The 23,976-nt window shown below is 70.1% G+C and carries 29 protein-coding genes; 18 read left to right on the top strand and 11 right to left on the bottom strand.

Going from position 1 to position 23,976, the window contains the following annotated elements:
- Positions 1-4: 4 nt before the first annotated feature.
- Positions 5-160, bottom strand: coding sequence for an amidophosphoribosyltransferase (locus ACI2K4_RS05680; RefSeq protein ID WP_404509208.1), 156 nt, complete (start codon positions 158-160; stop codon positions 5-7).
- A 196-nt stretch (positions 161-356) separates the two neighbouring features.
- On the opposite strand from ACI2K4_RS05680, the gene ACI2K4_RS05675 reads away from it, so the two are divergent.
- The gene (locus tag ACI2K4_RS05675) at positions 357-1,502 is read left to right on the top strand and encodes an SRPBCC domain-containing protein (protein ID WP_404509039.1); all 1,146 of its coding nucleotides are present in this window, start codon (positions 357-359) and stop codon (positions 1,500-1,502) included.
- 90 nt (positions 1,503-1,592) lie between these two features.
- Here the strand turns inward: ACI2K4_RS05675 and ACI2K4_RS05670 are convergent, their stop codons facing one another.
- Together ACI2K4_RS05670 and ACI2K4_RS05665 are read right to left on the bottom strand one after the other, a co-directional pair.
- Complete coding sequence (locus ACI2K4_RS05670) at positions 1,593-1,790, bottom strand: hypothetical protein (protein WP_404509038.1); 198 nt, start codon at positions 1,788-1,790, stop codon at positions 1,593-1,595.
- 6 nt (positions 1,791-1,796) lie between these two features.
- Positions 1,797-2,423: a carbonic anhydrase gene (locus tag ACI2K4_RS05665; protein ID WP_404509036.1), complete on the bottom strand. Its 627-nt coding sequence runs from the start codon at positions 2,421-2,423 to the stop codon at positions 1,797-1,799.
- A 353-nt stretch (positions 2,424-2,776) separates the two neighbouring features.
- Between ACI2K4_RS05665 and ACI2K4_RS05660 the strand changes: the two genes are divergently transcribed.
- Genes ACI2K4_RS05660 through ACI2K4_RS05650 form a run of 3 tightly spaced genes read left to right on the top strand, consistent with a single transcriptional unit; the run spans position 2,777 to position 4,679 of the window.
- A complete protein-coding gene (locus tag ACI2K4_RS05660; protein ID WP_404509034.1) occupies positions 2,777-3,553 on the top strand; it encodes a DUF2064 domain-containing protein in 777 nt (258 codons plus the stop codon).
- Positions 3,550-3,705, top strand: a complete 156-nt coding sequence (locus ACI2K4_RS05655) for a hypothetical protein (RefSeq protein WP_404509032.1) — start codon at positions 3,550-3,552, stop codon at positions 3,703-3,705. Before ACI2K4_RS05660 ends, ACI2K4_RS05655 begins: the two co-directional genes overlap by 4 nt.
- Positions 3,702-4,679 (top strand): magnesium transporter CorA family protein, encoded by a 978-nt coding sequence (locus ACI2K4_RS05650; RefSeq protein ID WP_404509031.1) that lies wholly within the window; start codon positions 3,702-3,704, stop codon positions 4,677-4,679. The genes ACI2K4_RS05655 and ACI2K4_RS05650 overlap by 4 nt, the downstream gene beginning before the upstream one ends.
- Before the next feature lie 64 nt (positions 4,680-4,743).
- On the opposite strand, the gene ACI2K4_RS05645 is transcribed toward ACI2K4_RS05650, so the two are convergent.
- Positions 4,744-5,676, bottom strand: coding sequence for a hypothetical protein (locus ACI2K4_RS05645; RefSeq protein ID WP_404509030.1), 933 nt, complete (start codon positions 5,674-5,676; stop codon positions 4,744-4,746).
- Between the two features lie 293 nt (positions 5,677-5,969).
- Between ACI2K4_RS05645 and ACI2K4_RS05640 the strand changes: the two genes are divergently transcribed.
- Positions 5,970-6,314, top strand: a complete 345-nt coding sequence (locus ACI2K4_RS05640; RefSeq protein ID WP_404509029.1) for a hypothetical protein — start codon at positions 5,970-5,972, stop codon at positions 6,312-6,314.
- On the top strand, positions 6,311-6,970 hold the full coding sequence (locus ACI2K4_RS05635) for a nucleotidyl transferase AbiEii/AbiGii toxin family protein (RefSeq protein WP_404509028.1): 660 nt from the start codon (positions 6,311-6,313) through the stop codon (positions 6,968-6,970). The genes ACI2K4_RS05640 and ACI2K4_RS05635 overlap by 4 nt, the downstream gene beginning before the upstream one ends.
- A 68-nt stretch (positions 6,971-7,038) precedes the next feature.
- On the opposite strand, the gene ACI2K4_RS05630 is transcribed toward ACI2K4_RS05635, so the two are convergent.
- Positions 7,039-7,668, bottom strand: coding sequence for a hypothetical protein (locus ACI2K4_RS05630; protein ID WP_404509207.1), 630 nt, complete (start codon positions 7,666-7,668; stop codon positions 7,039-7,041).
- A 343-nt stretch (positions 7,669-8,011) separates the two neighbouring features.
- Here ACI2K4_RS05630 and ACI2K4_RS05625 point away from each other — a divergent pair, with 343 nt between their 5' ends.
- Positions 8,012-8,521: an LURP-one-related/scramblase family protein gene (locus ACI2K4_RS05625; RefSeq protein WP_404509027.1), complete on the top strand. Its 510-nt coding sequence runs from the start codon at positions 8,012-8,014 to the stop codon at positions 8,519-8,521.
- A 145-nt stretch (positions 8,522-8,666) separates the two neighbouring features.
- Positions 8,667-9,284: an SRPBCC domain-containing protein gene (locus tag ACI2K4_RS05620; protein WP_404509026.1), complete on the top strand. Its 618-nt coding sequence runs from the start codon at positions 8,667-8,669 to the stop codon at positions 9,282-9,284.
- Between the two features lie 198 nt (positions 9,285-9,482).
- Here ACI2K4_RS05620 and ACI2K4_RS05615 read toward each other — a convergent pair whose 3' ends face one another.
- The 3 genes from ACI2K4_RS05615 to ACI2K4_RS05605 form a co-directional block, all read right to left on the bottom strand.
- Positions 9,483-10,469, bottom strand: a complete 987-nt coding sequence (locus ACI2K4_RS05615; RefSeq protein ID WP_404509025.1) for an HIRAN domain-containing protein — start codon at positions 10,467-10,469, stop codon at positions 9,483-9,485.
- A gap of 176 nt (positions 10,470-10,645) precedes the next feature.
- Positions 10,646-11,275, bottom strand: coding sequence for a hypothetical protein (locus ACI2K4_RS05610; protein WP_404509206.1), 630 nt, complete (start codon positions 11,273-11,275; stop codon positions 10,646-10,648).
- Between the two features lie 249 nt (positions 11,276-11,524).
- Positions 11,525-12,112, bottom strand: a complete 588-nt coding sequence (locus ACI2K4_RS05605) for a biotin/lipoyl-containing protein (protein WP_404509024.1) — start codon at positions 12,110-12,112, stop codon at positions 11,525-11,527.
- Between the two features lie 195 nt (positions 12,113-12,307).
- On the opposite strand from ACI2K4_RS05605, the gene ACI2K4_RS05600 reads away from it, so the two are divergent.
- Both ACI2K4_RS05600 and ACI2K4_RS05595 read left to right on the top strand, forming a co-directional pair.
- Positions 12,308-14,107 carry a bifunctional metallophosphatase/5'-nucleotidase gene (locus tag ACI2K4_RS05600; RefSeq protein ID WP_404509023.1) on the top strand — a complete coding sequence of 600 codons (1,800 nt, stop codon included), beginning with the start codon at positions 12,308-12,310 and terminating at the stop codon, positions 14,105-14,107.
- Between the two features lie 105 nt (positions 14,108-14,212).
- Positions 14,213-14,989 (top strand): alpha/beta fold hydrolase, encoded by a 777-nt coding sequence (locus ACI2K4_RS05595; RefSeq protein ID WP_404509022.1) that lies wholly within the window; start codon positions 14,213-14,215, stop codon positions 14,987-14,989.
- A 24-nt stretch (positions 14,990-15,013) separates the two neighbouring features.
- Here the strand turns inward: ACI2K4_RS05595 and ACI2K4_RS05590 are convergent, their stop codons facing one another.
- Positions 15,014-15,211: a hypothetical protein gene (locus tag ACI2K4_RS05590; protein WP_404509021.1), complete on the bottom strand. Its 198-nt coding sequence runs from the start codon at positions 15,209-15,211 to the stop codon at positions 15,014-15,016.
- 125 nt (positions 15,212-15,336) lie between these two features.
- The gene (locus ACI2K4_RS05585) at positions 15,337-16,452 is read right to left on the bottom strand and encodes a geranylgeranyl reductase family protein (protein WP_404509019.1); all 1,116 of its coding nucleotides are present in this window, start codon (positions 16,450-16,452) and stop codon (positions 15,337-15,339) included.
- Positions 16,453-16,904: 452 nt separating this feature from the next.
- Here ACI2K4_RS05585 and ACI2K4_RS05580 point away from each other — a divergent pair, with 452 nt between their 5' ends.
- From ACI2K4_RS05580 to ACI2K4_RS05545, 8 genes are all read left to right on the top strand, one after another.
- Positions 16,905-18,779 (top strand): S8 family peptidase, encoded by a 1,875-nt coding sequence (locus ACI2K4_RS05580; protein WP_404509018.1) that lies wholly within the window; start codon positions 16,905-16,907, stop codon positions 18,777-18,779.
- Between the two features lie 238 nt (positions 18,780-19,017).
- Positions 19,018-19,254, top strand: a complete 237-nt coding sequence (locus ACI2K4_RS05575; RefSeq protein WP_404509016.1) for a hypothetical protein — start codon at positions 19,018-19,020, stop codon at positions 19,252-19,254.
- Positions 19,241-20,686 carry an MFS transporter gene (locus ACI2K4_RS05570; protein WP_404509205.1) on the top strand — a complete coding sequence of 482 codons (1,446 nt, stop codon included), beginning with the start codon at positions 19,241-19,243 and terminating at the stop codon, positions 20,684-20,686. Before ACI2K4_RS05575 ends, ACI2K4_RS05570 begins: the two co-directional genes overlap by 14 nt.
- Before the next feature lie 124 nt (positions 20,687-20,810).
- A complete protein-coding gene (locus ACI2K4_RS05565) occupies positions 20,811-21,011 on the top strand; it encodes a hypothetical protein (protein ID WP_404509015.1) in 201 nt (66 codons plus the stop codon).
- 115 nt (positions 21,012-21,126) lie between these two features.
- Positions 21,127-21,630 carry an Asp23/Gls24 family envelope stress response protein gene (locus ACI2K4_RS05560; RefSeq protein WP_404509014.1) on the top strand — a complete coding sequence of 168 codons (504 nt, stop codon included), beginning with the start codon at positions 21,127-21,129 and terminating at the stop codon, positions 21,628-21,630.
- Entirely contained in the window at positions 21,627-22,106 is a 480-nt protein-coding gene (locus ACI2K4_RS05555) for a hypothetical protein (protein WP_404509013.1), read from the top strand. Before ACI2K4_RS05560 ends, ACI2K4_RS05555 begins: the two co-directional genes overlap by 4 nt.
- 4 nt (positions 22,107-22,110) lie before the next feature.
- A complete protein-coding gene (locus ACI2K4_RS05550; protein WP_404509011.1) occupies positions 22,111-22,635 on the top strand; it encodes a DUF6286 domain-containing protein in 525 nt (174 codons plus the stop codon).
- A complete protein-coding gene (locus ACI2K4_RS05545) occupies positions 22,632-23,237 on the top strand; it encodes a hypothetical protein (protein WP_404509009.1) in 606 nt (201 codons plus the stop codon). Before ACI2K4_RS05550 ends, ACI2K4_RS05545 begins: the two co-directional genes overlap by 4 nt.
- A 54-nt stretch (positions 23,238-23,291) precedes the next feature.
- Here ACI2K4_RS05545 and ACI2K4_RS05540 read toward each other — a convergent pair whose 3' ends face one another.
- The gene (locus ACI2K4_RS05540) at positions 23,292-23,975 is read right to left on the bottom strand and encodes a response regulator (RefSeq protein ID WP_404509007.1); all 684 of its coding nucleotides are present in this window, start codon (positions 23,973-23,975) and stop codon (positions 23,292-23,294) included.
- Position 23,976: the final 1 nt, after the last annotated feature.

Here is a 23,976-nt window from a genome sequence, read left to right as displayed (position 1 = left end):
CCGGTCAACTGACGGAGGTGTTGCTCGGCTTGGTCAGGTGCCAGACGATCAGGCCCGCCACCACGGCCAGGGCCAGGATGGCGTTGGTGACGCCGCGTCCGTCGCTGGTGCCGAAGAAGATCACCGCCAGCCCCGCCAGCACGGAGAGAAAGGTACGCAATCCCTTATTTTTCACGCGGCTCACCGTAATGGGGTGAATCGGTGATGTCTGGCGTCCGCCGAGGGGTGCCCCGATCGGGGCGGCGGGTCTCGGCGGACTCGCTCTTGTCCTCGATCCGACCGGTCGTCACCCGGGGTGACGCGTTTCCGGCCGGCGGGGCGGTTTGCCCGGACAAGTGGGTCGGTACAGTCACGCGGTGACCGATATCCGGACAGAGGCTGAACTGCGCCATCCCGTGCCACGGGTATGGCGCGCGCTGACCGACGCGCAGCTGATCGGACAGTGGCTCGGCGCCACCGACCTGCAGCCCGAGGCGGGCGCCCCCTTCGAACTCACGCCGATCGACCTACCCGGGGTCGAGGGCGAGGTCAACGGCGCGGTGGTCGAGATCGTCGAACCCCACCTGCTGGTCGTGCGGTGGCGCGAGGACGGCGTACGGGTGCTGGTGCGGTTCGAGCTGGTCGACACCGAGGAGGGGTCCCGGCTCACCGTACGGCAGTCGGGCACCGACGGTCACTGGACCTCCGAGCAGGAGCAGCAGCGGCAGCAGGCGTACGAGCAGCTCCTCGCCGGGCCGCTGCCGGCCGTACTCGACTGGCTCGCCTTCCGCGAGGTCGACTTCACCTCGGACGGAACCCCGGCCGTGGGCGCGGCGGCCACCGGAGTCGAGCCGGGCGCCACCGAGCGGGGTCGGCCGGTGCGACGCCGGCTGGTCGGCGGGCTGATCGCCGCCGCGATCGTGCTGGGGGGCGCCCTGGTGGTGGTCGCGCTCGCCCGACCGTCGCACGACACGACAACGACCGCCGCGCAGGAGCCTGGCGTGGTGACGTCGGGTCCCGCCGACGCCGCCCCGTCCGGGACCCCGGCGACGAGCGGCACTGCGGCCCCACCGTCGCGGACCGGCGCCCCGCCGCCGTCGGCGTCCGCCACCGTGTCGGCGAACCCGTCGGTGACGGCGTCGCCGGGTTCGCCCCCGCCCCCGCAGGCTCCGGCCGGGCCACCGGCCGGGGGCGCGGCGGCTCCGCCGGCCCAGCCGAACCTGGAGGCCCGTTACACCCGGGCCTCCAGTGAGCTGCTCGGCTACACCGGCGAGATCGTGGTCAGCAACTCGGGCAGCGCCGCCGCGGGACAGTGGGTCGTCACCGTCGTGCTGCACGGCGGCGCCACCGTGGCCGACGTATCCGGTGCCAACCACCAGCAGAAGGGGCGGACCGTCACGTTCACCGGCGGTACGGTCGCCGCCGGCGCCGCCGCCCGGTTCACCTTCCAGGTCAACGCGGCGCTGAGCGAGCGGCAACCGGAAAGCTGCCGGGTCGGCGACCGGCCCTGTAGCGGGTTGTGAACCCGGTGCTCCACCGCTGACCCGGCACCTGCCACGAGCCTCGGCGATCCGCTCCGAGGCCGGCGGTGGAGCACCGATCCGGTCGAACCGTCACATCTCTTCGAGGTCGTCGAGCTCCAAGCCCTGGATCATCAGCCACCGGGCCAGCCCGGTCATGCCGAACAGCCAGAGCGGGGCGGACTCGGCGGTGCCGTTGGTGGCGTAGACGGCGAACCTGAGGTCCGGGGCACGGATCGCCTCGATCCGCCACCGGTGGTTGCGGTCCCGCCAGGTCGTCACCGGGTCCATAGGCCGTTACACCCCGACGCCGCCCACGCGTTGCACGCTGCCCTCGGCCAGTCGGTAGGAGAGGCCGACAACCCCGACGCGCCCGTCGGCCAGCCGCTCGGCGATCACCGAGGAGCGCTGCGCCAGCATGTCGACCGTGAACCGGACGTGTTCCTCGACCGCCAGGTCCGGGTTGTTGGTGGTCTGGTCGTACACCGGCATCACGCTCAGCATCACCCGCTCCACCACGTCACGCATGAACCCGCCCGGGGTGATCCCGTGCTGGATGGCGGCGAGGGTGGCGGCGATCGCACCACAGGAGTCGTGTCCGAGCACCGCGATCAGCGGCGTGTCCAAAGCGGCGATGGCGTACTCGATGCTGCCCAGCACCTCGGGCCCGACCACGTGACCGGCGGTCCGTACGACGAACAGGTCACCCAGGCCCCGGTCGAAAATGATCTCCGCCGCGAGCCGAGAATCGGAGCAGCCGAACAGTACGGCGAACGGCCGTTGCGCCGGCGCCAGGGCGGTACGCCGGTCGGCGTCCTGGTGCGGGTGCAACCGGTTGCCACTGATGAAGCGCTTGTTCCCCTCAAGTAGCAGATCCAGCGCCGCCGCCGGGCTGGCCGGCCACTGCAGACTCGTCTCCGACATCCGTCTCCCCCACCATCGCCCCGGCCGCCGACACACCGCGACGCCCAGGAGTGACCTGCTGGAATCGCCCCGCACACCGTACTCGTGATCGGGGTCGGAATGCCGCAGGCCGGCGGCGGAGGTGGCGGTCGTAACACCGCCGCGCGTGTCGCGCGGCGGTGGCGAGCTTTCCGGCCCACCGGGGGCGCGTCGCCCGGGTGTCACCAGACCGCGTCGGCCGGACACCCGAACGGCGGAGCCGACCGGGTACGGCGTGCCGGCACGCCGTGTTCGTCGCCGAAGCCGCCCGGCGGTCGGCCGAACCTGCCCACAATGGCAATCTGCGGCTCGACGACGCGGCACGAGGAGTGGTCGTGACCCAGTCCCACCGGATGGACGTGACGCCGCCCCGCCCCGACGATCCGGGCGCGGGTGTTGAGGCGAGCGCCGGGCCGGGCGCCGGGCCGGTCCTCCTGCTCCTGGCGCGGGCCCCGGTGCCCGGAGCGGTGCAGACTCGCCTGTCTCCCCCGGCCACCGCCGAACAGGCGGCCGGGATCGCGGCCGCCGCGCTGCTCGACACCGTCGACGCGGTGGCCGCCACCCCCGGCGTCGTCCCGGTCATCGCCCTCGCCGGTGATCTTGCGGACGCTCCACGGGGCGAGGAGATTCGACGGGCGCTGGCCGGGTGGACGGTGACGCAGCAGCGGGGCTCGACCCCGGCGGAGCGTCTCGTCGGCGCGTACGCCGAGGTCGGCGCCTGTTTCCCCGGCCAGCCCGTGCTGCAGATCGGCACCGACACGCCGCACCTGCACTGGAGCCTGCTGGACGCCGCCGCCCGCCGGCTCGACGCCGGGGCGGCAGCGCTGCTCGGCGCGACACTCGACGGCGGCTGGTGGGCTCTCGGCCTGCGAAATCCAGCCGACGCGCGGGCGCTGCTCACGGTGCCCACGACGGCCCCGGACACGGGCGCGCGAACCCGCCGGGCACTGCGCGCGCACGGCCTGCGGGTCGACTCGCTACCGCTGATGTCGGCCGTCGACACGATGACCGACGCGGTCACCGTCGCCGCCACCGTGCCCGGCGGACGGTTCGCCGCCGCCGTGTTCGATCTACGCGAGTCGTGGCTGGTCCCGGCCCAGGAGGAGCCGTGAGCACGGTCGCCGCCCCGGGCGGCCGGATCGAACGGCGCCGCCCGGCGGTGCCCGGCACGGGTAGCCGGGTCGAACGGTGCCGCACGGTCGCCGCCCCGGGTGGCCGGATCGAACGGCGCCGCCCGGCGGTGCCCGGGGCGGGTGGCCGGTGAGCGGCCGGACCCGGCTCTACCGGGACGGCAAGCTGGTCGCGGAGGATTTCCCACCGACCGAGGTCGCCAGCCGGCTGGACCAGACCGAGCACTCGTTCGCCTGGCTGGACCTGTGCCGCCCGTCGCCGCAGGAGATAGCCCTGCTGACCGAGGAGTTCGGGATGCACCCGCTCGCGGTCGAGGACGCGGTGCAGCAGGCACAGCGGGCCAAGCTGGACCGCTACGACTCGCACCTGTTCCTGAACACGTACATGGCCCAGATGCACCCGGACGGTGGTCTGCGTACGTCCGAGGTGGCCGCGTTCATCAACCAGCGGGTGCTGATCACCGTCCGGTACGACGAGCGCTTCGACGTCAACCAGTTGCTGATCCGCTGGGACGAGAACGCCGACCTGGCCAGGTACGGCGTCGCGTTCCTGATCTACGGTCTGGTCGACGCGCTGGTCGACGGCCACTTCGAGTCGGTGCAGCAGCTCGACCAGTCGCTGGTGGAGTTGCAGAGCGCGATGTTCAGGCCCCACTCGGAGACGTACACGCAGTTGCAGGAGCGGACCTTCCAGGGGCGGCGCAGCCTGGTCCGGCTGCGCCAGGTCGCGCTGCCGATGCGCGAGGTGATCAACTCGATGATGCGCCCGACCATGCACCTGGTCAGCCCGCCGATGCTGCCGTACTTCCAGGATGTCTACGACCACGTGCTGCGGGTGATCGAGTGGACCGAGTCGCTGCGTGACCTGAACAACGCCATGCTCGAGACGAACCTCATGCTGCAGAACAACACCCTGAACCTGACCGTCAAACAGGTGACGAGCTGGGCGGCGATCATCGCGGTGCCGACCGCGATCACCGGTTTCTTCGGCCAGAACGTCGCGTTCCCGTGGAATCACACGATCATCGAGTTCGTCGTGTCGACGGTCGTGACGATCGCCATCGCGGTGGCCCTCTTCGTGATCTTCAAGCGACGCCGCTGGCTCTGACCAGAGGTAAGGAAGGGCCCCTTGTTATCGCCTAGGCGATAACAAGGGGCCCTTCCTTACCGGGTTAGCGGTTGTCGGACCAGAGATCCTGGACGATGTGCGCGGCCTGGTTCTCCCACTGCGCGTACGCGAACGGGAAGGCCGAGACCTGTACGGTCTGCGCCGCCACGGTCAGCGGCATGTCCTGCCAGCCGTTGACCCGCTTGAGCCCGTTGAAGAACGCCGAGGAGGCGTAGTCCGGGTCGGTAATCTGCGACGGCGTACCCCAGCCCGACGACGGGCGCTGCTGGAACAGGCCCAGCGAGTCGTGGTCGTTGAGGTAGCCGAGGTGGCCGAAGTTGTTCAGCTTCGACTCCTGCAACGAGGTCGCGACGCCGATCACCGCGCCCCGTTCGCCGACGCCCTCACGCTTGGCGGTCTGGACGATCGCCCGCGCGTTGCTCCACTGGTCGTCGTTGAGCGGCGTGGAGACCTGCTGTCCCTGCGTGCCGTACGGCATCAGGTCGCCCAGGCTCGGCTTCTCGGCCGGCTTGTCGGCGAGCATCCGCTTGGCGGAGTCGACCGGCTTGGAGTCGACCACCGTCGGCTGCTCGGTGGCACCGGTGGCCGGCTGCCCGCCGTCCGGGCTCGGCTGCCCGACGAGCGACTTGATCTCGGTCTTGTCCGCCATCGCCGCCTGGCGGAGCTGCGCGGCGGCGGCCGGGTTCACGTTCGGCGAGGTCGAGTCCTCCGAAGCCAGTGCCGGGCCGGCGGCCAGACCGCCGACAACCGCCACACCGGCCAGGGTGAGTACGGCCTTGCGCCGGTTACCCTCGGCGAAACGGCCGAGGTCCAGCCGGCCGACCTGGTGCCGGGTCAGGCCACTCACGTCGGCCTGGAACGCCTTGGCACGGTCGAGCCGACGGCCGAGGTCGGCCTGCTCGATCTTGGTGCGGGCGTACTCGCGGAGATCGGATTGTGCGATGGCCGGGAGCCATCGAGTGAAACGGTTCTTCACGATGGGAGCCTTCCGTTGGGGGTGGGCGCTCCGAGGGGAGCGTTCCCGGGGGGATGACCCACTCCGTGAGGAGCAGTCCGGGACAAAACAAGACGCCCGGCAGGTGCTGCTCGGGCGTACGCAATATGTAACGGGCCGGGCCCATCCGGCATTCCGGAAATGCCAGGCTCCGCGGCGGGGGTTCGGCCTCGGCCCAGTCGTGGCCCGGTCACCCCCGGTCGCCGAATCCGGCATAACGGACACGAAGGACAGCCCTGACCCGAATCAGATCGGATACGGGCTACGCTCTCCCCATGCTCGGCACCCAGACGACCGCGGCCGGTGGCGCCTTCCTGGCCCGTCCCGGGCGACCGGCCGTGGTGACCCGGACCGTCGCCGAGCTCAACGGCCCGCTCACGGGCGTGGTCGAACTGCCGCTACGGCTGATGTGGTGCGCGGACCGGACCTTCGACCTGGCCGACCCGGACCAACTTCTCTGGATGTACGAGAACGTGCTGCGCGAGGCGACCCGGACCGACGACCTACGTCGTCACCTCAACGGCACCCTGCTGCGACGACTCTGGCCCGAGCTGAACCTGCCGCACGGGGTGCGACGGGCCTGGGAGGCCCGACACCGCTCGCTGCGCCGGGCGGCGTGAGCACCGCCCACCTGGGCGACTTCTACCGCGAGGTGGCCCGGGTCGCGCTCTCCGTCGCCGACCGCTACGGCTTCGTCCTCGGCGGCGGTGTGGCCTGGGCCGCGCACGGGCTGGTCAACCGGCCCACCGAGGACCTCGACCTGTTCGCCGACGTCGACGGCGCGGCGGGTGCCGCCGCGGCCGAGGTCCGTACCGTCCTGCGGGCCGCCGGCTTCGACGTACGCGACGAGGATCCGGCCAACGATCTGGGCAGCCTCTTCGACGGATTCGACCAGGACATGAAGGACTTCGTGGTCAGCCGTGGCGGCCGGCAGCTCCGACTCACCCTGGGCCGACTCGACCGGCACCGCAGCCCCGTCGTGATGGACCTCGGACCGGTCATGCACGTACAGGATCTGGTGGCCAGCAAGACCGTCGCCCTGATCACCCGTCGCGAGGTACGCGACTACATCGACATCGCCGCCGCGCTCGACGTCTACCGGATCGACGAACTGCTCGCGCTGGCGAACAGCTACGACCCGGCACTCGACCCCACCGACATCCGGGCCGCCGGCCACTACCTCGACCGGCTACCCGACCAGCGGTTCGCGCGCTACGGCCTCAGCCCCGAGGACGTACGGGTCGTACACCAGCGCCTGGCCGACTGGCCGCGTTGACACGGCCGTTGGCCGGATCCCCACACGGGGACCCGGCCAATGACACGTTGTCGATTTCGCGGTGTTGCTTACTTGGTCCAGACGTCCTGCACGATGTGCGCGGCCTGGTCCTCCCACTGCGCGTACGCATCCGGGAACGCCGACACCTGAACCTTCTGCGCGGCATCGGTCAGCGGCATGTCCTGCCAACCGTCAACCTGCTTCAGACCCTTCAGGAACGCCGTCGAGGCGTACACCGGGTCGGTGATCTGCTCAGGCGAACCCCAACCAGAACTCGGACGCTGCTGGAACAGACCCAGCGAGTCGTGGTCGTTCATGTCACCCAGGTGACCCAGGTTCTCCAACTTCGACTCCTGCATCGACGTCGCGACCGCGATCACGGCGCCACGCTCACCCATGCCCAGCTTCTTCGCCGTATCCGTGATGGCCTTGGCGTTGGCAAGCTGGTCCTTACTCAGGGTGATGTGCGACTGGGCACCCTGGGTGCCGTGCGGGGAGAGCTTGTCCATGGCCGGCTTGCTGTCGGCGCTCACGACGGCGACGGTGGTCATGGCCGAGGCGGTCTGCTCCGCCGGGGACGCGAACGCATGCGACGCCGGTCCGGCGACGGCGCCGCCGACAAAGGCGAGGCCGGCAACACCCAGGGCGGTCCTACGAACGAACGAGGTCTCTGCGACAGCCGGGAGCCATCGGGTCATGGTCGTCTTCACGATGGTTCACCTTCCATTCGGGGGTTCCGAGGAGCGCCCAAAGGGGGTGGGCACTACAACCCGGGAAAAAGTACGAGGCCACAGGCTCTATGAGGCGGGGGAAACTGCCTCGGCGCTGCTCCGGTCGTACGCGATGTATAACGACCCCGACCCAGCCAACATTCCGCCGATCATGACCCCGAACCATGTCGATCAAGCCCAAAAACCTCGCAAACGACGCGACCGGCCGACGGTTGGACGACGCCGTGCCCCGCCCGGGGCGGTACGGCGAAGGCGCTTGGCGGAACGGCCTCGGAGTGCCACAGGGGTGAGCCGATGCGAGGATGCACGCATGTACCTCATCCGCGAACGATTCTTCGACATCGGCGACGACTTCGACATCACCGACGATTCCGGACGTAAGGTCTACCACGTCGACGGCAAGGTGTTGACGCTGCGCGACAAGGTTGTCATCGAGGACGCCTCCGGCGAGGAGGTCGCGTCCGTACACCGGCAACTGATCGCGCTACGGCGCACCTACACCATCAAAATCGGCGGCGAGAAGGCCGCCGAAGTGCGCAAGAAGCTGTTCACCCCGTTCCGGGACAAGTACACGATCGACATCCCTGGGCCACATGACCTGGAGATGCGTGGGGACCTGCTCGACCACGAGTACACGGTGGAGCGGGACGGGCGCGAGGTCGCCACGGTGTCGAAGAAGTGGTTCACGATTCGCGACACGTACGCGGTGAACATCGTCGAGGACGAGGACCATCTGCTGATTCTCGCCGGTGTCCTCGCCCTGGACCTCGCGCAGTCCCGGGCGGAAAAGGAACGGGAGGAGAAGGAAAAGAAGGACTGACTGATCGGGGGCGACGCGCCAGGCCGAGGTTGGTGACTGAGTGAATTCGACGTAGCACGCTGTCGAGCAGCGCCAACCAGCGGATCAGGGAGCGATCAGTGAGATGACCGACCAGAAACCGTTTCGCGTACAACGACTGATCGAGGTGCCGCGCGACGAGGTATGGCGCGCCCTGACCATGCCCGACCGAATCCGTGAATGGTTCGGCTGGCCGTACGACGGCCTCGACCAGGAGATTCAACAGATCTTCGTCGACGGAGCGCGACCGGTGCCACCGGACAGGATCGAACTGGAGGGTGGCCAGGAGATCCAGCTCGAGGACGACGGTCAACGCACCATCGTTCGGGTGGTCCTGGCGACCCCGCCGGACGACAAGGGGTGGGCGGGCGTCTACGACGTGATCGAAGAGGGCTGGACCGCCTTCCTCGAGCAGCTTCGCTTCTACCTCGAGCGGCACGCCGACGGACAACGGCAAGCGGTCTATCTCACCGGCACGTCGAGCAGCGCGAGGGTACTCGCCCTGCTCGACGCCTCGGCCGGGCAGGAACTCTTTCATCGGAGCCGATTCCAGCAGATGGTTGTCGACCGTGCCGGCAACCTGGTCGGGGTGACCAGTAAACAATCACTGAGAAACGTGGGAAGCGCGCCGATGACGGCCATGGTTACGTGCTACGGCCTGCCCGAGGATGCCTTCGCGGAACTGCGCGACGACTGGATCGCCCGGTGGCGCTCGGTCGCCGACGACGTCGAAATCAACTACTGAGCGCACGAGTACAACGTGGCCGGGTCCCCGACAACGGGACCCGGCCACGCCGAGCCGTTCGGCCTCAAACAGGGATCGGGCCAGACCCCTGGCGCCCATCAGCACGAAGAGTCTGGCCGGCTATGGCAAGCCAGACTCTTCACGTTCGACAGGCGCTGACGACCGACCTTGGGCTCGGGCCGTCCGAGCGCCGAGGCATCATGCCGGTTTCCAGAATCGCCATCCGTGTGGCGCGGGAGGCCAGGTCGGATCTGGACGCCAACCCTGTGGCGGCACCCAGCCGGCGGGAGGAGCCGGCCAGTTCGGTGGCACGACGAACTGCCACGTCGGTGCCGGCGCGATGTCCTGACCCGTCGATGCTTCGGATCTGGCCGCCGGAACCACGCCGGTGGCGCTGGGTGGCGCATCAAGCCAGGCGTCAGAGAGTTCACTCGCCTTCGACATCCGCACAGACACATCGGCCTTGACCCGATTGCCCTTCAGTATCGCGCGAGCCGCCGTGGTCAGCCCCATGCCGGTCAGATGGGTCAGCACCGGCAGGATCTCATCCGAGGTCGCCGGGCTCAACGTACCGGCCACAGCGCCGTTGATCCGAACCTCGACGAGGGTACGGGTGGATCGTGCTCGCTGAATCTCGACCTGGTGCAACGTCACGTAGACCCACGATTCACCCTGCGGGCTGACCAGTGCCGCGAGATGCCCCATGTGCTTCTCTTCGCCGCTCACCTGCACGGCCCGTCCGATTGGCAGCACGGTGTGCAGCTCGGGCGGGGGCATGTTGGTGGGTACGATCATGTGTGGCTCGGCGAGGTCGAGCCGCACCGAACCGACAAAGGTCCGACGACGTGGGTTGTCCCAGTCCTCGCGCTCCTCAGCCCACACCCGGGCCAGAAGTTGGGGCGTCCAGCCCTGGTCGAGAAGCGCGGTAAGAACCGGCGAGTACAGGGCTGCCTGTTCTTTGGGGAGGTAGCCGACATGGCGACCCGAGCACATTACCTTGACAGCGTTGCGGTCGAACTTGTTGGTCGGTTCCGGTATGAGGTGGGCCTGCACCATGATCTCGTTGCCGTAGGGCTTGAAATCTCGCCCGAACAGAGCCCTGATGTCCTTCGCGTAGTTTGATTCGCCGGCAACCTCTTGCCCGCACCAGCCCTGCTGGCCCCACAAGTCAAACGGTCGAGTCACCGCTGCAAAGTACGCCCTGAGGATCAAGAAGGCGGTCCCCTGAATGGACACCAGCGATGTCCGAAGGTTGACAGGATCCGTTTGATTCCCCACAAGGACCACAAAGAGGCGTTGGCCGGGTCCCCGTCGTGGGGACCCGGCCAACGCCGAATCGTTTCCTGGTGTCGCGGTGTTGCTTACTTGGTCCAGACGTCCTGCACGATGTGCGCGGCCTGGTCCTCCCACTGCGCGTACGCATCCGGGAACGCCGACACCTGAACCTTCTGCGCCGCATCGGTCAGCGGCATGTCCTGCCAACCGTCAACCTGCTTCAGACCCTTCAGGAACGCCGTCGAGGCATACACCGGGTCGGTGATCTGCTCGGGGCTACCCCAACCGGAGCTGGGGCGCTGCTGGAACAGACCCAGCGAGTCGTGGTCGTTCATGTCACCGAGGTGACCCAGGTTCTCCAACTTCGACTCCTGCATCGAGGTGGCGACCGCGATGACGGCGCCACGCTCACCCATGCCCAGCTTCTTCGCCGTGTCCGTGATGGCCTTGGCGTTGGCAAGCTGATCCTTACTCAGGGTGATGTGCGACTGGGCACCCTGCGTGCCGTGCGGGGAGAGCTTGTCCATGGCCGGCTTGCTGTCGGCGCTCACGGCGGCGACGGTGGTCATCGCCGGGGCGGTCTGCTCCGCCGGGGACGCGAACGCATGCGACGCCGGTCCGGCGACGGCGCCGCCGACAAAGGCGAGGCCGGCAACACCCAGGGCGGTCTTACGAACGAACGAGGTCTCCGCGACAGCCGGGAGCCATCGGGTCATGGTCGTCTTCACGATGGTTCACCTTCCATTCGGGGGTTCCGAGGAGCGCCCAAAGGGGGTGGGCACTACAACCCGGGAAAAAGTACGAGGCCACAGGCTCTATGAGGCGGGGGAAACTGCCTCGGCGCTGCTCCGGTCGTACGCGATGTATAACGACCCCCGGCCAGCCAACATTCCGCCGATCATGACCCCAACCCATGTTGATCAAGCCCAAAAACCTCGCAAACGGGCGAGGCGTTCGGACACCGGTCAGGATGTCGGGTGGGGCGCGACGGTCAGGATCGGCTCCCCCACCGCCAGACGGCTCGGCGGCCGGACGAGAACAGCGGCGACAACGCCCGAAACCTCCGACGGGACTTCGGTGTCGACCTTGTCGGTCGACACCTCGCAGACCGCCTCGCCGGCACGTACGGACTGACCCGGCAGCTTCAGGACGGCCGTCACGGTGGCGGTGGTGACGCCGTCGCCCAGCCACGGCATGACCACGGGCACGGTCGTGCCGCCTTCGGCCGATCCCGTGACGATGGGGTACGGCACGGCTGGTTCCACCTCCCGGACGGACGATCCGGCTGCCGGACGCTGACGGGTGCCGCGTACCAGAGAGACGGCGGTCGCGACGCCGAGCAGTCCGAGTGCGGCGAGCACGGTTCGTTGACCGAGGTGCCGGTGTGCGATGGCGTCGACGGTCCAGAACAGGAGCAGCGGGTAGGGCCACCAGCGGCGGGCCGCTCGGGACCAGGTGGCGGGACGGCGCGGTCGTCGCAGCCGGATCGGGTCGCCGAACGCGATGGCCGCCGCCAGGGCGACGACGAGGGTCAACGCGATGGCGTCCAGCACGATCGACAAGGTAGGTCTCGATGTCAATTCGCACCGGCGCCGGAGCAGGAACGCGCTCGCTCGGTTTCGGCCGGGTATGCGGCGTGTGGCCGGCAGGTGTCGACTCCCGCCCCAGGCTGGCGCCGGTCCCCACGGGTGGTTATCGTGCCGACGACGCCCACGAGGCGCACACCCACCGTCATGGAAAGGCGCGTAATGACCTCTCCTTCCGGCCCGTCCCGCCGCCAGCTCCTGGTTGCCGCAGCGACCGCTGCCGCAGCGGCGCCGCTGGTCGCCGCCGCCCCGGCGCAGGCGCACCGGCCCGCGAAGCCGAAGAGCTGGGATCTCACCGTCCTGGGCACTTCGGACACTCACGGTAACGTCTACAACTGGGACTACTACAAGGACGCCGAGTACGACGACAGCGCCCACAACGATATCGGCGTGGCGAAGCTGACCACGCTGGTCAACCAGATCCGCCGGGAGCGCCGGGGCAAGGCGACCCTCGTGCTCGACGCCGGGGACACGATCCAGGGGACCTCGCTGGCGACGTACTACGCCAAGCAGGAGCCGATCACCTCGACCGGTGAGAAGCACCCAATGGCGCGGGCGATGAACGTGCTCGACTACGACGCGGTGACGCTGGGCAACCACGAGTTCAACTACGGCCTGCCCCTGCTCGACCTCTGGATCCGGCAGCTCGGTTTCCCGGCGCTCGCCGCCAACGCGGTCAACGCGCGTACCGGGAAGCCGGCGTACACGCCGTACGTCATCAAGAAGGTGGATCTCGGTGCGGGTGCGCCGACGCTGCGGGTCGGCATTCTCGGCCTGACCAACCCGGGTGTGGCGATCTGGGACAAGGGCAACGTCGAGGGCAAGCTGCGGTTCGAGGACATGATCGCGACCGCCGCGAAGTGGGTGCCGGTGATGCGTCAGCGGGGCGCCGACATCGTGCTGATCTCGGCGCACGGTGGTGACAACGGTACGTCCAGCTACGGCCCGGAGCTGCCGAACGAGAACCCGGTGGCGTTGATCGCGCAGCAGGTTCCCGGCATCGACGCGATCCTCTTCGGACACGCGCACAACGAGGTGGTGGAGCGGTTCGTCACCAACACCGCCACGGGTGTACGGGTGCTGACCTCGGAACCGTCGCGGTGGGGCCAGCGGCTCACCCGGATGGACTTCACGCTGACCCGGGAGCGCAACTGCTGGAAGATCACCAGCAAGCACGCGACCATGCTGAACACCAACACGGTGGCCGAGGACCCCAAGGTCCTGGCGGCCGTACGGGCCCAGCACAACAAGACGGTCGCGTACGTCAACCAGGTGGTGGCCACCTCCGCGGTCGAGTTGCCGGCGACGGAGTCCCGTTACCGGGACACCCCGATCCTCGACTACATCAACAAGGTGCAGACCGACGTGGTGAGCGCCGCTCTGGCGGGCACGACGTACGCGAGCCTGCCGGTGCTGTCGATCGCCGCCCCGTTCAGCCGTACCGCGGTCTTCCCGGCCGGCGAGGTGAAGATCAAGGATGTGGCGGGGCTCTACATCTACGACAACACCCTCGAAGCGGTGGTGATCAGTGGTGCCGAGGTGCGGGCGTACCTGGAGTACTCGGCCCGGTACTTCCGCACCCTCGGTCCGGGCGCGCCGGTGGACCCGGCGACGATCAACGACCCGTCGGTGCCGGACTACAACTACGACACGATCTCCGGCGTCGACTACGACATCGACATCAGCCGCCCGATCGGCGCGCGCATCACCCGCCTGGTCCACCCGGGTACGCAGACCCCGGTCGCCGACGGCGACCAGTTCGTGATCGCGGTGAACAACTACCGGCGCAGTGGCGGCGGTAACTTCCCCGGCATCGTGAAGACCCAGGTGTACAACCAGCAGCAGGAGATCCGCCAGCTCCTGATCGACTGGGCGCAGCAGAAGGGCACGATCGACCCGGCCGACTTCTTCGTGCCGAACTGGCGTCTCGTACGCGAGGGTGTGCCGGTGTTCCCGGCCTGACCGGGCTCGGGTGTTCCGGCGTACCGCCGGTTGATGGTGTCTCCGGTCCGGGCGGACGGGAGACACCATCGACGGTCGAGCCGGCCGGCGCTAGGGTGCGTACCCGTGGTTGGTCTTCGGGGTGCGGACGGCACGCGGCTGGCGCTGCACGACTTCGGCGGCACCGGTCCGGCGGTCCTGCTCCTGCCCGGCCTGTGTGGTCACGCCGGTGAGTGGTCGGCGACCGCCGCCTGGCTGACCGGGACGCACCACGTCCACGCCCTCGACCCGCGCGGGCACGGGGAGAGCGAGCGTCGCCCCGGCGACGTCTCCCGGGCCGCGCACGTGTCGGACGCGGTGGCGGCCCTGACGGAGATCGGGCCGGCGGTCGTGATCGGCCAGTCGCTCGGCGGCCACACCGCGTTGCTGACCGCCGCCCGCCACCCTGACCTGGTGACCCGGTTGGTGTTGGTCGAGGCCGGACCGGACGGGCCGGACGACGGCACACCGGGTCGCATCGAGCAGTGGCTGGCCGGTTGGCCGGTGCCGTTTCCGGACCTGGCGGTCGCCGCCGATCATCTCGGCGGTGGGCTGGTCGGCCCGGCCTGGGCCGGCGGGCTGCGCCGACGGGCCGACGGTTGGTATCCGGCCTTCGACCGGGACGTCATGGTCGCCACGATCGCCGCCGCGATCGGTCCCCGGTGGGACGAGTTCGACCGGGTGAGTTGCCGGACGCTGGTGGTCCGGGCGGAGCGGGGCTTCATGGACGTGGCGGAGTACGCGCGGATGCGGCGGCACCCGATGGTCAGCGCGGTGGAGGTGCCGGGTGCCGGGCACGACGTACACCTGGACAGCCCGGACCGGTGGCGTGCGGTGCTCGGCGGTTTCCTGTCCGGCGACTGACCCGGGGGCCCGGTGCAGGCGTGGTCAGCCGGCGGACGAGCGGAGCATCCACTCGTCCTCGCCGCCGGTCGACTCCGGGCGGTCCGGGCGGTGGTCGGTCTCGACGAGTTGTACGTGGTCCTCCGGCCGCACCCGCTCGGGCAACTGGCCGAACCGGGCGTGCCGCAGGAACGCCAGCTCCTCGTCGGTGAACCGCTTGCCCGGGTCTTCCTCTGTCGCCACGGCGGCCTCCCTCTCCACCGCCAATCCTCCACCATGCCGGTGCGGGACGACCAGCGTTCGCGCTGGCACGAGCGGGTGTGAATCCGGTCGGATCGACGACGCGAGCGGCCCGGACGCGACGCCGGTCAGGACCCGAGCAGGGCGAGCGCCGCGCGGACCGGTCTGCGGGTCAGGGTGCGTTGGAAGGACGACTCGCCCTGGCAGAAGCGGGCGAACAACCGCCACCCGGGCGGGGTGGCGACCATCGCGTGGAAGAAGCCGGGGTGCCGGGTGAACGCGCCGAGCAGTCGCCGTCCGGCGGCCATCGGCGGGCCGAGTTGTTCGTGAACGGCCCGGACGTAACCGTCGAGGTCTCCGCTGGCGGCGGCGGTGCCGGCGAGCGCGCCGGAGCGCAGCGCGAAGCTGATCCCCTCCCGGGTCCACGGCTCCAGCAGCCCGCCCGCGTCACCGGCGACCAGCACCCGGTCGCGGCGCAGTGGCGACCGGTCGGTGCGGCAGCGGGTCAGGTGGCCCGAGTCGTGGATCGGTTCGATTCCGGCGAGGCCGAGCCGGTCGACGAAGTCGCGCAGGTAACGCCGGGTGGCCTCGGGCTGGCCACGCTCGGCGATGACCCCCACGGTCAGCACGTCGCCCTTCGGGAAGACCCAGGCGTACGAGCCGGGGATCGGGCCCCAGTCGAGCAGTAGCCGGCCCTGCCAGTGCTCGCGCAGGGTGGACGGGATCGGGAGTTCGAGTTCCAGTCCGAGGTCGACCTGGTCGTACTCGACGCCGACGTGGCGGGCGGTGATGCCGGACGAGCCGTCGGCGCCGACGACAACACCGGCGCTCACCTCGGTCCCGTCGGCGAGTCGGAGGCGTACCCGGTCCGGGTCCTGCTCGATGGCGCGTACGGTGACCCGCTCGCGGATCTCGGCGCCCGCGTCGACGGCGGACTGGCGCAGCCGGTGGTCGAACTCGGGGCGGCGCACCATCAGCACCAGTGGTGAGTCGTGGTCGCGGCTGAACTCGCGCCGACCGTCGTGGGTGAAGGTGACGGTCCGGACCCGGTCGTCGGCGGGCACCTCGATCCGGCCGCCGAGGGCGGTCAGCGAGGTGCCGATCAGGCCGCCGCCGCAGGTCTTGTAGCGGGGATGTTCGGCCCGTTCCAGCACGAGGGTACGGGCTCCGGCCCGGGCGGCGGCGTAGGCGGCGGAGAGCCCGGCCGGCCCGGCGCCGACGACGGCGACGTCACATGCGGTCACGGGAGCAGCCTAGAGGAACACGGCGCGTTGAAGACGCTCGTGCTGACCGTGACGTTCGGGGCCGCCGCCACCCCGGCCCGCCGTCGGGTATCTGACGCACGAATTTGTTACGGCGTGATTGCCGGTGGACTTTGTTTCGACCGGTGTACGTTTCAGGTCCTGCGTCCGTTGTGCCGCTGAATGCATTTACCGACCTAGGAACATGAACAATTTCCGGAGTCCACTCAGGTTCGTCCCGTCGACATCGGGAGCCGCCCTGGCCTCGGGATGCTTTCGAGCCGGTTAGTGATCGTCCACACCGGAACAGCACAGAATACGTGAGCGGACGGGCAAATCAAATATCTCCACATTTCAATGTGTTGCCCATAGCATTTCCTCCAATCAGTTACCGGGAACCATCGATCGGCGGACCACGAACCCACCGGTCGAACATCCGAAGGGGAGCACGAGGGATGACACACTCAGGGTCACCCGGGCGCCGCTGGCGCATCGGAGCAGCCGTCACCGCCGTGGCGACGGCCGCGGTCGCGTTCGCCAACCCCGTCGCCGCCGCACCCGCCGAGGGACAGATCCTCCGGGCCGGCGGGGCGACGGCGGTCGCCGGCTCGTACGTGGTGGTGTTCAAGGACGCCTCGGTGGCGCAGACCAAGGTCTCCGACAGCGCGGCGAGCCTGGCCAAGCGGCACGGCGGCAGCGTCGCCAGGACGTACCAGCACGCGCTGCGCGGTTTCGAGGTCCGGCTGTCCGAGGCGGCGGCCAAGCGGCTCGCCGCCGACCCGTCGGTGAAGTACGTCCAGCAGAACCACACGGTGAGCCTCGCCGCCACCCAGACCCCGACCCCCTCCTGGGGACTGGACCGGATCGACCAGCGCAACCTGCCGCTGAACAACTCCTACACCTACCCGAACAACGGCGCCGGTGTCCGGGCGTACATCATCGACACCGGCATCCGGTTCGCCCACAGTGACTTCGGCGGGCGCGCGGTCACCGGCTTCGACGCGGTCGACGGCGGCAGCGCCGACGACGGCAACGGACACGGCACGCACGTCGCCGGCACCGTCGGCGGCACCGCGTACGGCGTGGCCAAGGGCGTCACCCTGGTCGGCGTACGGGTGCTCAACAACGCCGGCAGCGGCTCGTACGCCGGTGTCATCGCCGGAATCGACTGGGTGACCGGCGACCACGACCCGGGTGAGCGCGCGGTCGCCAACATGAGCCTCGGCGGACCGCTCGACCAGGGCGTCAACGACGCCGTCACCCGGTCCATCGCCGACGGGGTGGTCTACGGACTCGCGGCCGGCAACGAGTACAGCTCCAACGCCTGCAACGTCTCCCCCGCCAGCACCCCGAACGGGATCACGGTCGGCGCCACCGAGTCCAACGACGCCCGGGCGACCTACTCCAACATCGGCACCTGCCTGGACATCTTCGCCCCGGGCAGCGGCATCACCTCGGCCTGGTTCACCAGCAACACCGCGACCAACACCATCAGCGGCACCTCGATGGCGACCCCGCACGTGGTCGGCGCCGCCGCCCTGGTGCTGTCGGCCAGCCCCACCTACACACCGCAGCAGGTGCGCGACAAGCTGGTCAACGACGCCACCAACGGCGTGGTCGGCAACCCGGGCACCGGGTCGCCGAACAAGCTGCTCTACATGGGCAACGTGGTCCCGCCGACCCAGGACTTCTCGATCGCGGTCTCCCCCGCCGCCGGCACGGTCAACCCGGGCCAGTCGGCGACCGCCACGGTCAGCACCACCACCACCGTCGGCGCCCCGCAGACGGTGGCGCTGAGCGCGACCGGTCTCCCCGCCGGGGCGACCGCGAGCTTCAGCCCGGCCTCGGTCACCTCGGGCGGCTCGGCCGGCCTGACCGTCGCCACCACCGCCAGCACCCCGTCGGGCACCTACCCGATCGCCATCACCGGCACCGGACCGGTCACCACCCAGGCGACCACGTACACGCTGACGGTGAACGGGCCGCCGGGTTGCACCCAGACCAACGGCAACGACCTGACGGTCCCGGACAACAGCACGGTGGAAAGCTCGATCACCATCTCCGGCTGCGCCCGTAACGGCCGGACCAACGCCACCGTCGCGGTGGACATCGTGCACACGTACAAGGGTGACCTGGTCGTCTCCCTGGTCGCCCCGGACGGCAGCGCCTACGTGCTGCACAACCGGGCCGGCGGCAGCGCCGACAACATCAACCAGACCTTCACCGTCAACCTCTCCAGCGAGCCGGCCAACGGCACCTGGAAGCTGCGGGTGCAGGACGCGGCCAGCCTCGACACCGGTTACCTCAACAGTTGGACCCTGGCCGTGTAACACCGGCGGTCCCGCGTACCTCCAGCACCGGAGCCCCGGCGAACGCCGGGGCTCCGGTCCGTCGTTGTCGGGTCGCGCGGGCGTCGCGGCGCCTGGGAGCGAGCCCGGGATCTCGCGCGTCAGGCAAGGACGGCAAACCTCTCATGTACGCCCCGCCGGTCGGGAATCATCGGCAGGGAGCGGGGTATCCGCCCGGTCGTGAGGTGCCCGACAGTGTGGTCGAGCGGAGGAGCTTTCCATGCGCCAAGTGCAGCTATCGGACCTTGAGGAACGCGTGTACGCCGCGGTGACCGCGCTCGAGGCGAAGGGGCAGGTGCCGAACCCGTCCGCGATCGCCGACGAGTCGGGGCTGCCCGAGGAGCAGCTGACCGCACCGTTGCACGACCTGTCGGTGAAGAACCTGCTGCACCGGGAGGACTCCCCGCTGGCCGGTCTGGACTTCGGTCCCCGGTGGTGCGCGCATCAGGCCGCGTAGCGGCGGGCGTACCGGGGACCGCCAGCGCAACCTGGCACTCGCGGTAGGTCTCATCGCGGCCTTCATGACCCTGCTCGACGTGAGCATCGTGAACGTCGCGGTGCCCTCGATCCAACGGGCACTGAAGGCGTCACCGAGCGAGTTGCAGTGGGTGCTCTCCGGCTACGCGTTGACCTTCGGCCTGGTGCTCGTGGCCGCCGGCCGGTTCGGCGACATCCGGGGCCGGCGCAACGTCTTCATCGCCGGACTCGCGCTGTTCACCCTCGCCAGCGCCGCCGCCGGGCTGGCCACCTCACCGGAGTGGCTGATCATCGCCCGGCTGATCCAGGGGGCCGCCGCCGGGATCGTCAACCCGCAGGTCGTCGGCATGATCGAGCAGATGTTCCAGGGGCCGGAGCGGGGGCGCCCGTTCGGGCTGCTCGGTTCGGTCATCGGCATCTCGACCGCGGTCGGGCCACTGCTGGGTGGGCTGCTGATCGCGCTGATCGGTACGCACGAGGGCTGGCGGCTGGTCTTCTTCGTCAACGTACCGGTGGGGATCGCGGCGATCGTCTTCGGCTGGCGGGTGCTGCCCGCGCACCGACCCGGCCCACGCCAGAGCCTCGACCCGGTCGCGGTGCTGCTGCTCGGGATCGGGGTCACCCTGTTGCTGCTGCCGCTGATCGAAGAGCGGCAGTGGCAGGGCTGGCTGAAGTGGCTGCTGGTGCCGGCGGCCGGGCTGGTGCTGGCCGGGTTCGTGCACTGGGAACGGCGCTACCGGCGACGCGGCGAGCCGCTGTTCGACCTCGCCCTGTTCCGGCACCGGTCGTACACCCTCGGCTGCCTGCTCGCGCTGCTCTTCTTCGCCGGCTTCACCGCGCTGTTCTTCGTCTTCACCCTGTTCCTGCAGAACGGGCTGCGCTACAGCGCGCTCGCCGCCGGCATCTCGGTGACCCCGTTCGCCCTCGGCTCCGCGCTCTCGGCGATCCTCGGCGGCCGGCTGGTCAACCGGTACGGTCGGCCGCTGGTCGCGATCGGGCTGGTCCTGGTCGCGATCGGGGTGGTCGGCATCATGGTCGCCCTGCACTTCGTGCCCGGTCGGGGCGCCCCGTACGCGACCGCGATCCCGATCCTCCTCGCCGGTGTCGGCAGCGGCCTGGTGATCACACCGAACCAGACACTGACCCTCGCCGAGGTGCCGGTCGAGCGGGGCGGGTCGGCGGCGGGCATGTTGCAGACCGGACAGCGGATCGGTTCGGCGGCCGGAATCGCCGGTGTCGGTACGGTCTTCTTCTCCGCGCTCGCCGCCACCCACGGCGGGTGGTCGAGGGCGTTCCGGGACGCGCTGCTCATCACGCTCGGCTTCGTCCTGATCGCGCTCGCCGCCGCCGTGGTCGACATCCTCGCCGGGCGCAGGGAGGCCCGGCGGCATGCGGCCGGGGCGGGGCGATGACCGTTAAACCCGCCCCGCGATGTGACCTGGCTCACGTAATTGTGACGGGCGACCGGGTTCGTATCCGCGCCTGGGGTGTATGCAACGGGCGAATCGCGCGTCCGTCGTCATCGGGGAGGTAACCATGTCCCGCCAGCAGTTCGGTTTCGTGATCGGCTTTCTCATCGCGGCGGTGTGGGCCGTCGCCGGTTTCGGCGCGGCGGCGGGCGCGGTCCTCGCCGGGCTGGTGGGCTGGATCGCGGTACGGGTGCTCGACGGTGACCTCTCGATCGCCGGTCTGACCGATCGGGCCAACGCGAACCGCCGTCGATCGCCCACCTCGTGACCCTTGACCGGCGGTAGGAGCACGGACAACGCCCGGCGGGTTCGATCATCCGCGCCACCGCCGTACCACGCGGGTGGCAGCAGCGGACCAGGAACGAGTTCAGGAGGCGGCAGGTATGGCTGACACCGACACCCGGACCGACGGCCGAGACAAGATCAAGTCCCCGGCCCAGTTGCTGCAGTCCGGCGGCGGGCAACCGGCGCGGGCCCAGCTGACGACCGACTCGGGCAAGACCCGGATCGCCGAGGGTGTGGTCGCGAAGATCTCCGGGTTCGCCGCCCGGGAGATTCCCGGGGTGCACTCGATGGGCTCGGGCATGGCCCGGCGGGTCGGCCAGCTACGCAATCTCGTCCCGGGTGGCTCCGAGGCGTCGACCCAGGGCGTGTCGGTGGAGGTCGGCGAGCGGGAGGCCGCGGTCGACCTGGACATCGTCACCTGGTACGGCCAGAGCATCGTCGACGTCTCCGACGCGGTACGACGCAACGTGATCGACCGGGTCCAGGCGATGACCGGACTCAACGTGATCGAGGTGAACATCAACGTCGACGACGTCTTCGTCGACGGTGACTCCAGCGGCGGCGGGGCCGGCGGCAACGGCTCGGGCTCGCGGGCGCAATGACCGCCCAGAAGGCGCGGACCGCGCAGCAGCCACCGAGCGAGCAGCAGCCGCCGGCCGAGCAGCAGCAGGCGCCGGCCGAGCAGCAGGCACGGGGCAAGGGGCAGCCACGAGGCGAGGGGCAGGCGCGGACCGCGCGGCACCCGGCGACCGCCGCCGGTCCGGGAACCGACCGGGTCGCCCTGGCCACGGCCATCCGCGACGCCGTACTCGCCGTCGACGGGGTGGCGGGGCTGGCGACCGGTGGCCCGGTGGAGATCGCCACCCTGTACGCGGGCGGCAAGATCCCCGGGGTCCGGCTCGGTGACGATCTGGTCGAGGTGCACGTACGGGTCGACGCCGTGCCGATGATGCCGTTGGCGGAACGGATCCACACGGCCGTACGGGACGTACTGGAGCGAGCCGGGGCCGGGCGCCCGGTGGAGGTCGTGGTCGACGACGTCGACCTGGCGGCGCTGACCGCGCCATCCGGGAGGTGAGCTGATGCGGGTGGTCAACCGGCTGGCGTCACTGCTGCTGGCCATCATCCTGATCGGCGGCGGGCTGCTGCTGGCCGCCGAGGCGGCGGCGGTCGCGCTGGACCTGCCGTCGCTGCTGATCGACCGGGCGGCCTGGTTCGACGCGCTGACCGGCACCACCGTCGACGACCCGGTGGTCTTCGCGGTCGCGATCGCGGTCGGCGTGGTCGGCCTGCTGATCCTGCTCACCCAACTGCGCCCGTGGACCCCGCAACGGCTCGCGGTGCCGCTCGCCGACGGTTGGCACCTGCACCGCCGCTCGGTCGAGAAGCGACTGGCCAGCGCGGCCGACCGGGTTCCCGGCGTACGGGACGCGCGGGCCCGGGTACGTCGGCGCGGCAACTCCTGGTCGTCGCGGATCCGGGCCAACGGCGACCCGTCGGCCCGCCCGCAGGTCGAGAACGCGGTCCGGCAGGAACTCGACCGGCTCGCCGCCCCTCGGGTCGACCGGCTCGACATCCGACTCGCCCGCTCGGGGAGGGCCACATGAGCCACGCCGGCAACCGGGTCCTCTGGACCGTGATCGGCCTGCTGCTGACCGCCCTCGGGGCGGCCTCGGCGGTGGCGAACCTCGGGCACCTGCCGGGAATCGACAAACGGGCGCCGCTGATCTGGACCGCGTTCCGGGGCCTCTACCGGGACATCTCCCCGTGGGGACCGATCGTCACCATCGCCCTGGGCCTCCTGCTGGCCTGGGCCGGCTGGTCGCTGCTGCGCCGGCAGCTACGCCCGGCCGGCAGGCCGGAGATGGACGAGTACGACGTACGGGCGGTCGCCGGGGACCACCGGGCCGAGCACGAGGGCACCGGGCCGGGGATCACCGTCGTGCAGGGTTCGTCCCTGGCGGACGGGTTGGAACGCGACCTCACCCGTGACCCGCGGATCCGCCGGGCCTCGGTGTGGCTGACCGGTGACCCGCCCAGCCCGGAGGTCAGGATCAAGCTCTACGTCGCCCCGCAGGCCCCGCTCGGCGCGCTACGAGAGTACGTGCACGCGGCGGTGGACCGGTTCGCCACCACCTCCGGCCTGCGCCCGCGCCACCTGGACATCACCGCCCGGGTCGACGCGGGCGGCGCGGCCCGGGTGCGCTGAGACCGCACCTACGTCTCGCCGGCCGTGGGCGGGCGATATACGGACCGCCGGAGGTCATTCCGGCTGGAACCGGTAGCCCATGCCCGGTTCGGTCAGCAGGTGCCGGGGCCGGGCCGGGTCGTCCTCCAGCTTGCGCCGCAACTGGGCCATGTACTGGCGCAGGTAGTTGGTCTCCGACTGGTACTGCGGCCCCCAGACGTCGTGCAGCAACTGGCGTTGGCTGACCAGCCGGCCCGGGTTGCGGACCAGGATCTCCAGCAGGTGCCACTCGGTCGGGGTGAGCCGCACCTCCCGCCCGTCGTCGGAACGGACCGTACGGGCGGCCAGGTCGACCACGTACCGGCCGACGACGGCGCTGGAGACCGTCTCCCCCGCCCCGGCGGTACGGCGCGTCACCGCCCGCACCCGGGCGAGCAGTTCGTCCACCCCGAACGGCTTGGTCACGTAGTCGTCGGCCCCGGCGTCGAGGGCGAGCACCTTGTCCTGGCTGCCGGCCCGGCCGGAGAGCACGATGATCGGGATGTTGGTCCAGCCGCGCAGCCCACGGATCACGTCCACCCCGTCCATGTCCGGCAGCCCCAGGTCGAGCACGACCAGATCCGGGTGCTGGCTGGCGGCCAGCCGCAGCGCGTCCGCCCCGTCGGCGGCCACCGCGACCTCGTACCGCCGGGCCCGCAGGTTGATCCGGAGGGCGCGCAGGATCTGCGGCTCGTCGTCGACGACCAGGACCCGGGTCACG

Origin of the sequence: Micromonospora sp. NPDC050397, from assembly GCF_044901685.1 — a bacterium.
Taxonomy (GTDB): Bacteria; Actinomycetota; Actinomycetes; order Mycobacteriales; family Micromonosporaceae; genus Micromonospora_G.
The sequence above is the reverse complement of the archived record's forward strand: the minus strand, read 5'-3'. Positions and strand labels throughout refer to the sequence as shown.

Excerpts from the sequence above, each read along its gene's own strand:
- ACI2K4_RS05565 (WP_404509015.1), top strand. The coding sequence starts at position 20,811 with ATGTCCCGCCAGCAGTTCGGTTTCGTGATCGGCTTTCTCATCGCGGCG.
- ACI2K4_RS05550 (WP_404509011.1), top strand. The coding sequence starts at position 22,111 with ATGCGGGTGGTCAACCGGCTGGCGTCACTGCTGCTGGCCATCATCCTG.
- ACI2K4_RS05640 (WP_404509029.1), top strand. The coding sequence starts at position 5,970 with ATGCTCGGCACCCAGACGACCGCGGCCGGTGGCGCCTTCCTGGCCCGT.
- ACI2K4_RS05560 (WP_404509014.1), top strand. The coding sequence starts at position 21,127 with ATGGCTGACACCGACACCCGGACCGACGGCCGAGACAAGATCAAGTCC.
- ACI2K4_RS05665 (WP_404509036.1), bottom strand. The coding sequence starts at position 2,423 with ATGTCGGAGACGAGTCTGCAGTGGCCGGCCAGCCCGGCGGCGGCGCTG.
- ACI2K4_RS05625 (WP_404509027.1), top strand. The coding sequence starts at position 8,012 with ATGTACCTCATCCGCGAACGATTCTTCGACATCGGCGACGACTTCGAC.
- ACI2K4_RS05575 (WP_404509016.1), top strand. The coding sequence starts at position 19,018 with ATGCGCCAAGTGCAGCTATCGGACCTTGAGGAACGCGTGTACGCCGCG.
- ACI2K4_RS05610 (WP_404509206.1), bottom strand. The coding sequence starts at position 11,275 with ATGACCCGATGGCTCCCGGCTGTCGCGGAGACCTCGTTCGTTCGTAAG.
- ACI2K4_RS05580 (WP_404509018.1), top strand. The coding sequence starts at position 16,905 with ATGACACACTCAGGGTCACCCGGGCGCCGCTGGCGCATCGGAGCAGCC.
- ACI2K4_RS05600 (WP_404509023.1), top strand. The coding sequence starts at position 12,308 with ATGACCTCTCCTTCCGGCCCGTCCCGCCGCCAGCTCCTGGTTGCCGCA.
- ACI2K4_RS05545 (WP_404509009.1), top strand. The coding sequence starts at position 22,632 with ATGAGCCACGCCGGCAACCGGGTCCTCTGGACCGTGATCGGCCTGCTG.
- ACI2K4_RS05630 (WP_404509207.1), bottom strand. The coding sequence starts at position 7,668 with ATGACCCGATGGCTCCCGGCTGTCGCAGAGACCTCGTTCGTTCGTAGG.
- ACI2K4_RS05555 (WP_404509013.1), top strand. The coding sequence starts at position 21,627 with ATGACCGCCCAGAAGGCGCGGACCGCGCAGCAGCCACCGAGCGAGCAG.
- ACI2K4_RS05670 (WP_404509038.1), bottom strand. The coding sequence starts at position 1,790 with ATGGACCCGGTGACGACCTGGCGGGACCGCAACCACCGGTGGCGGATC.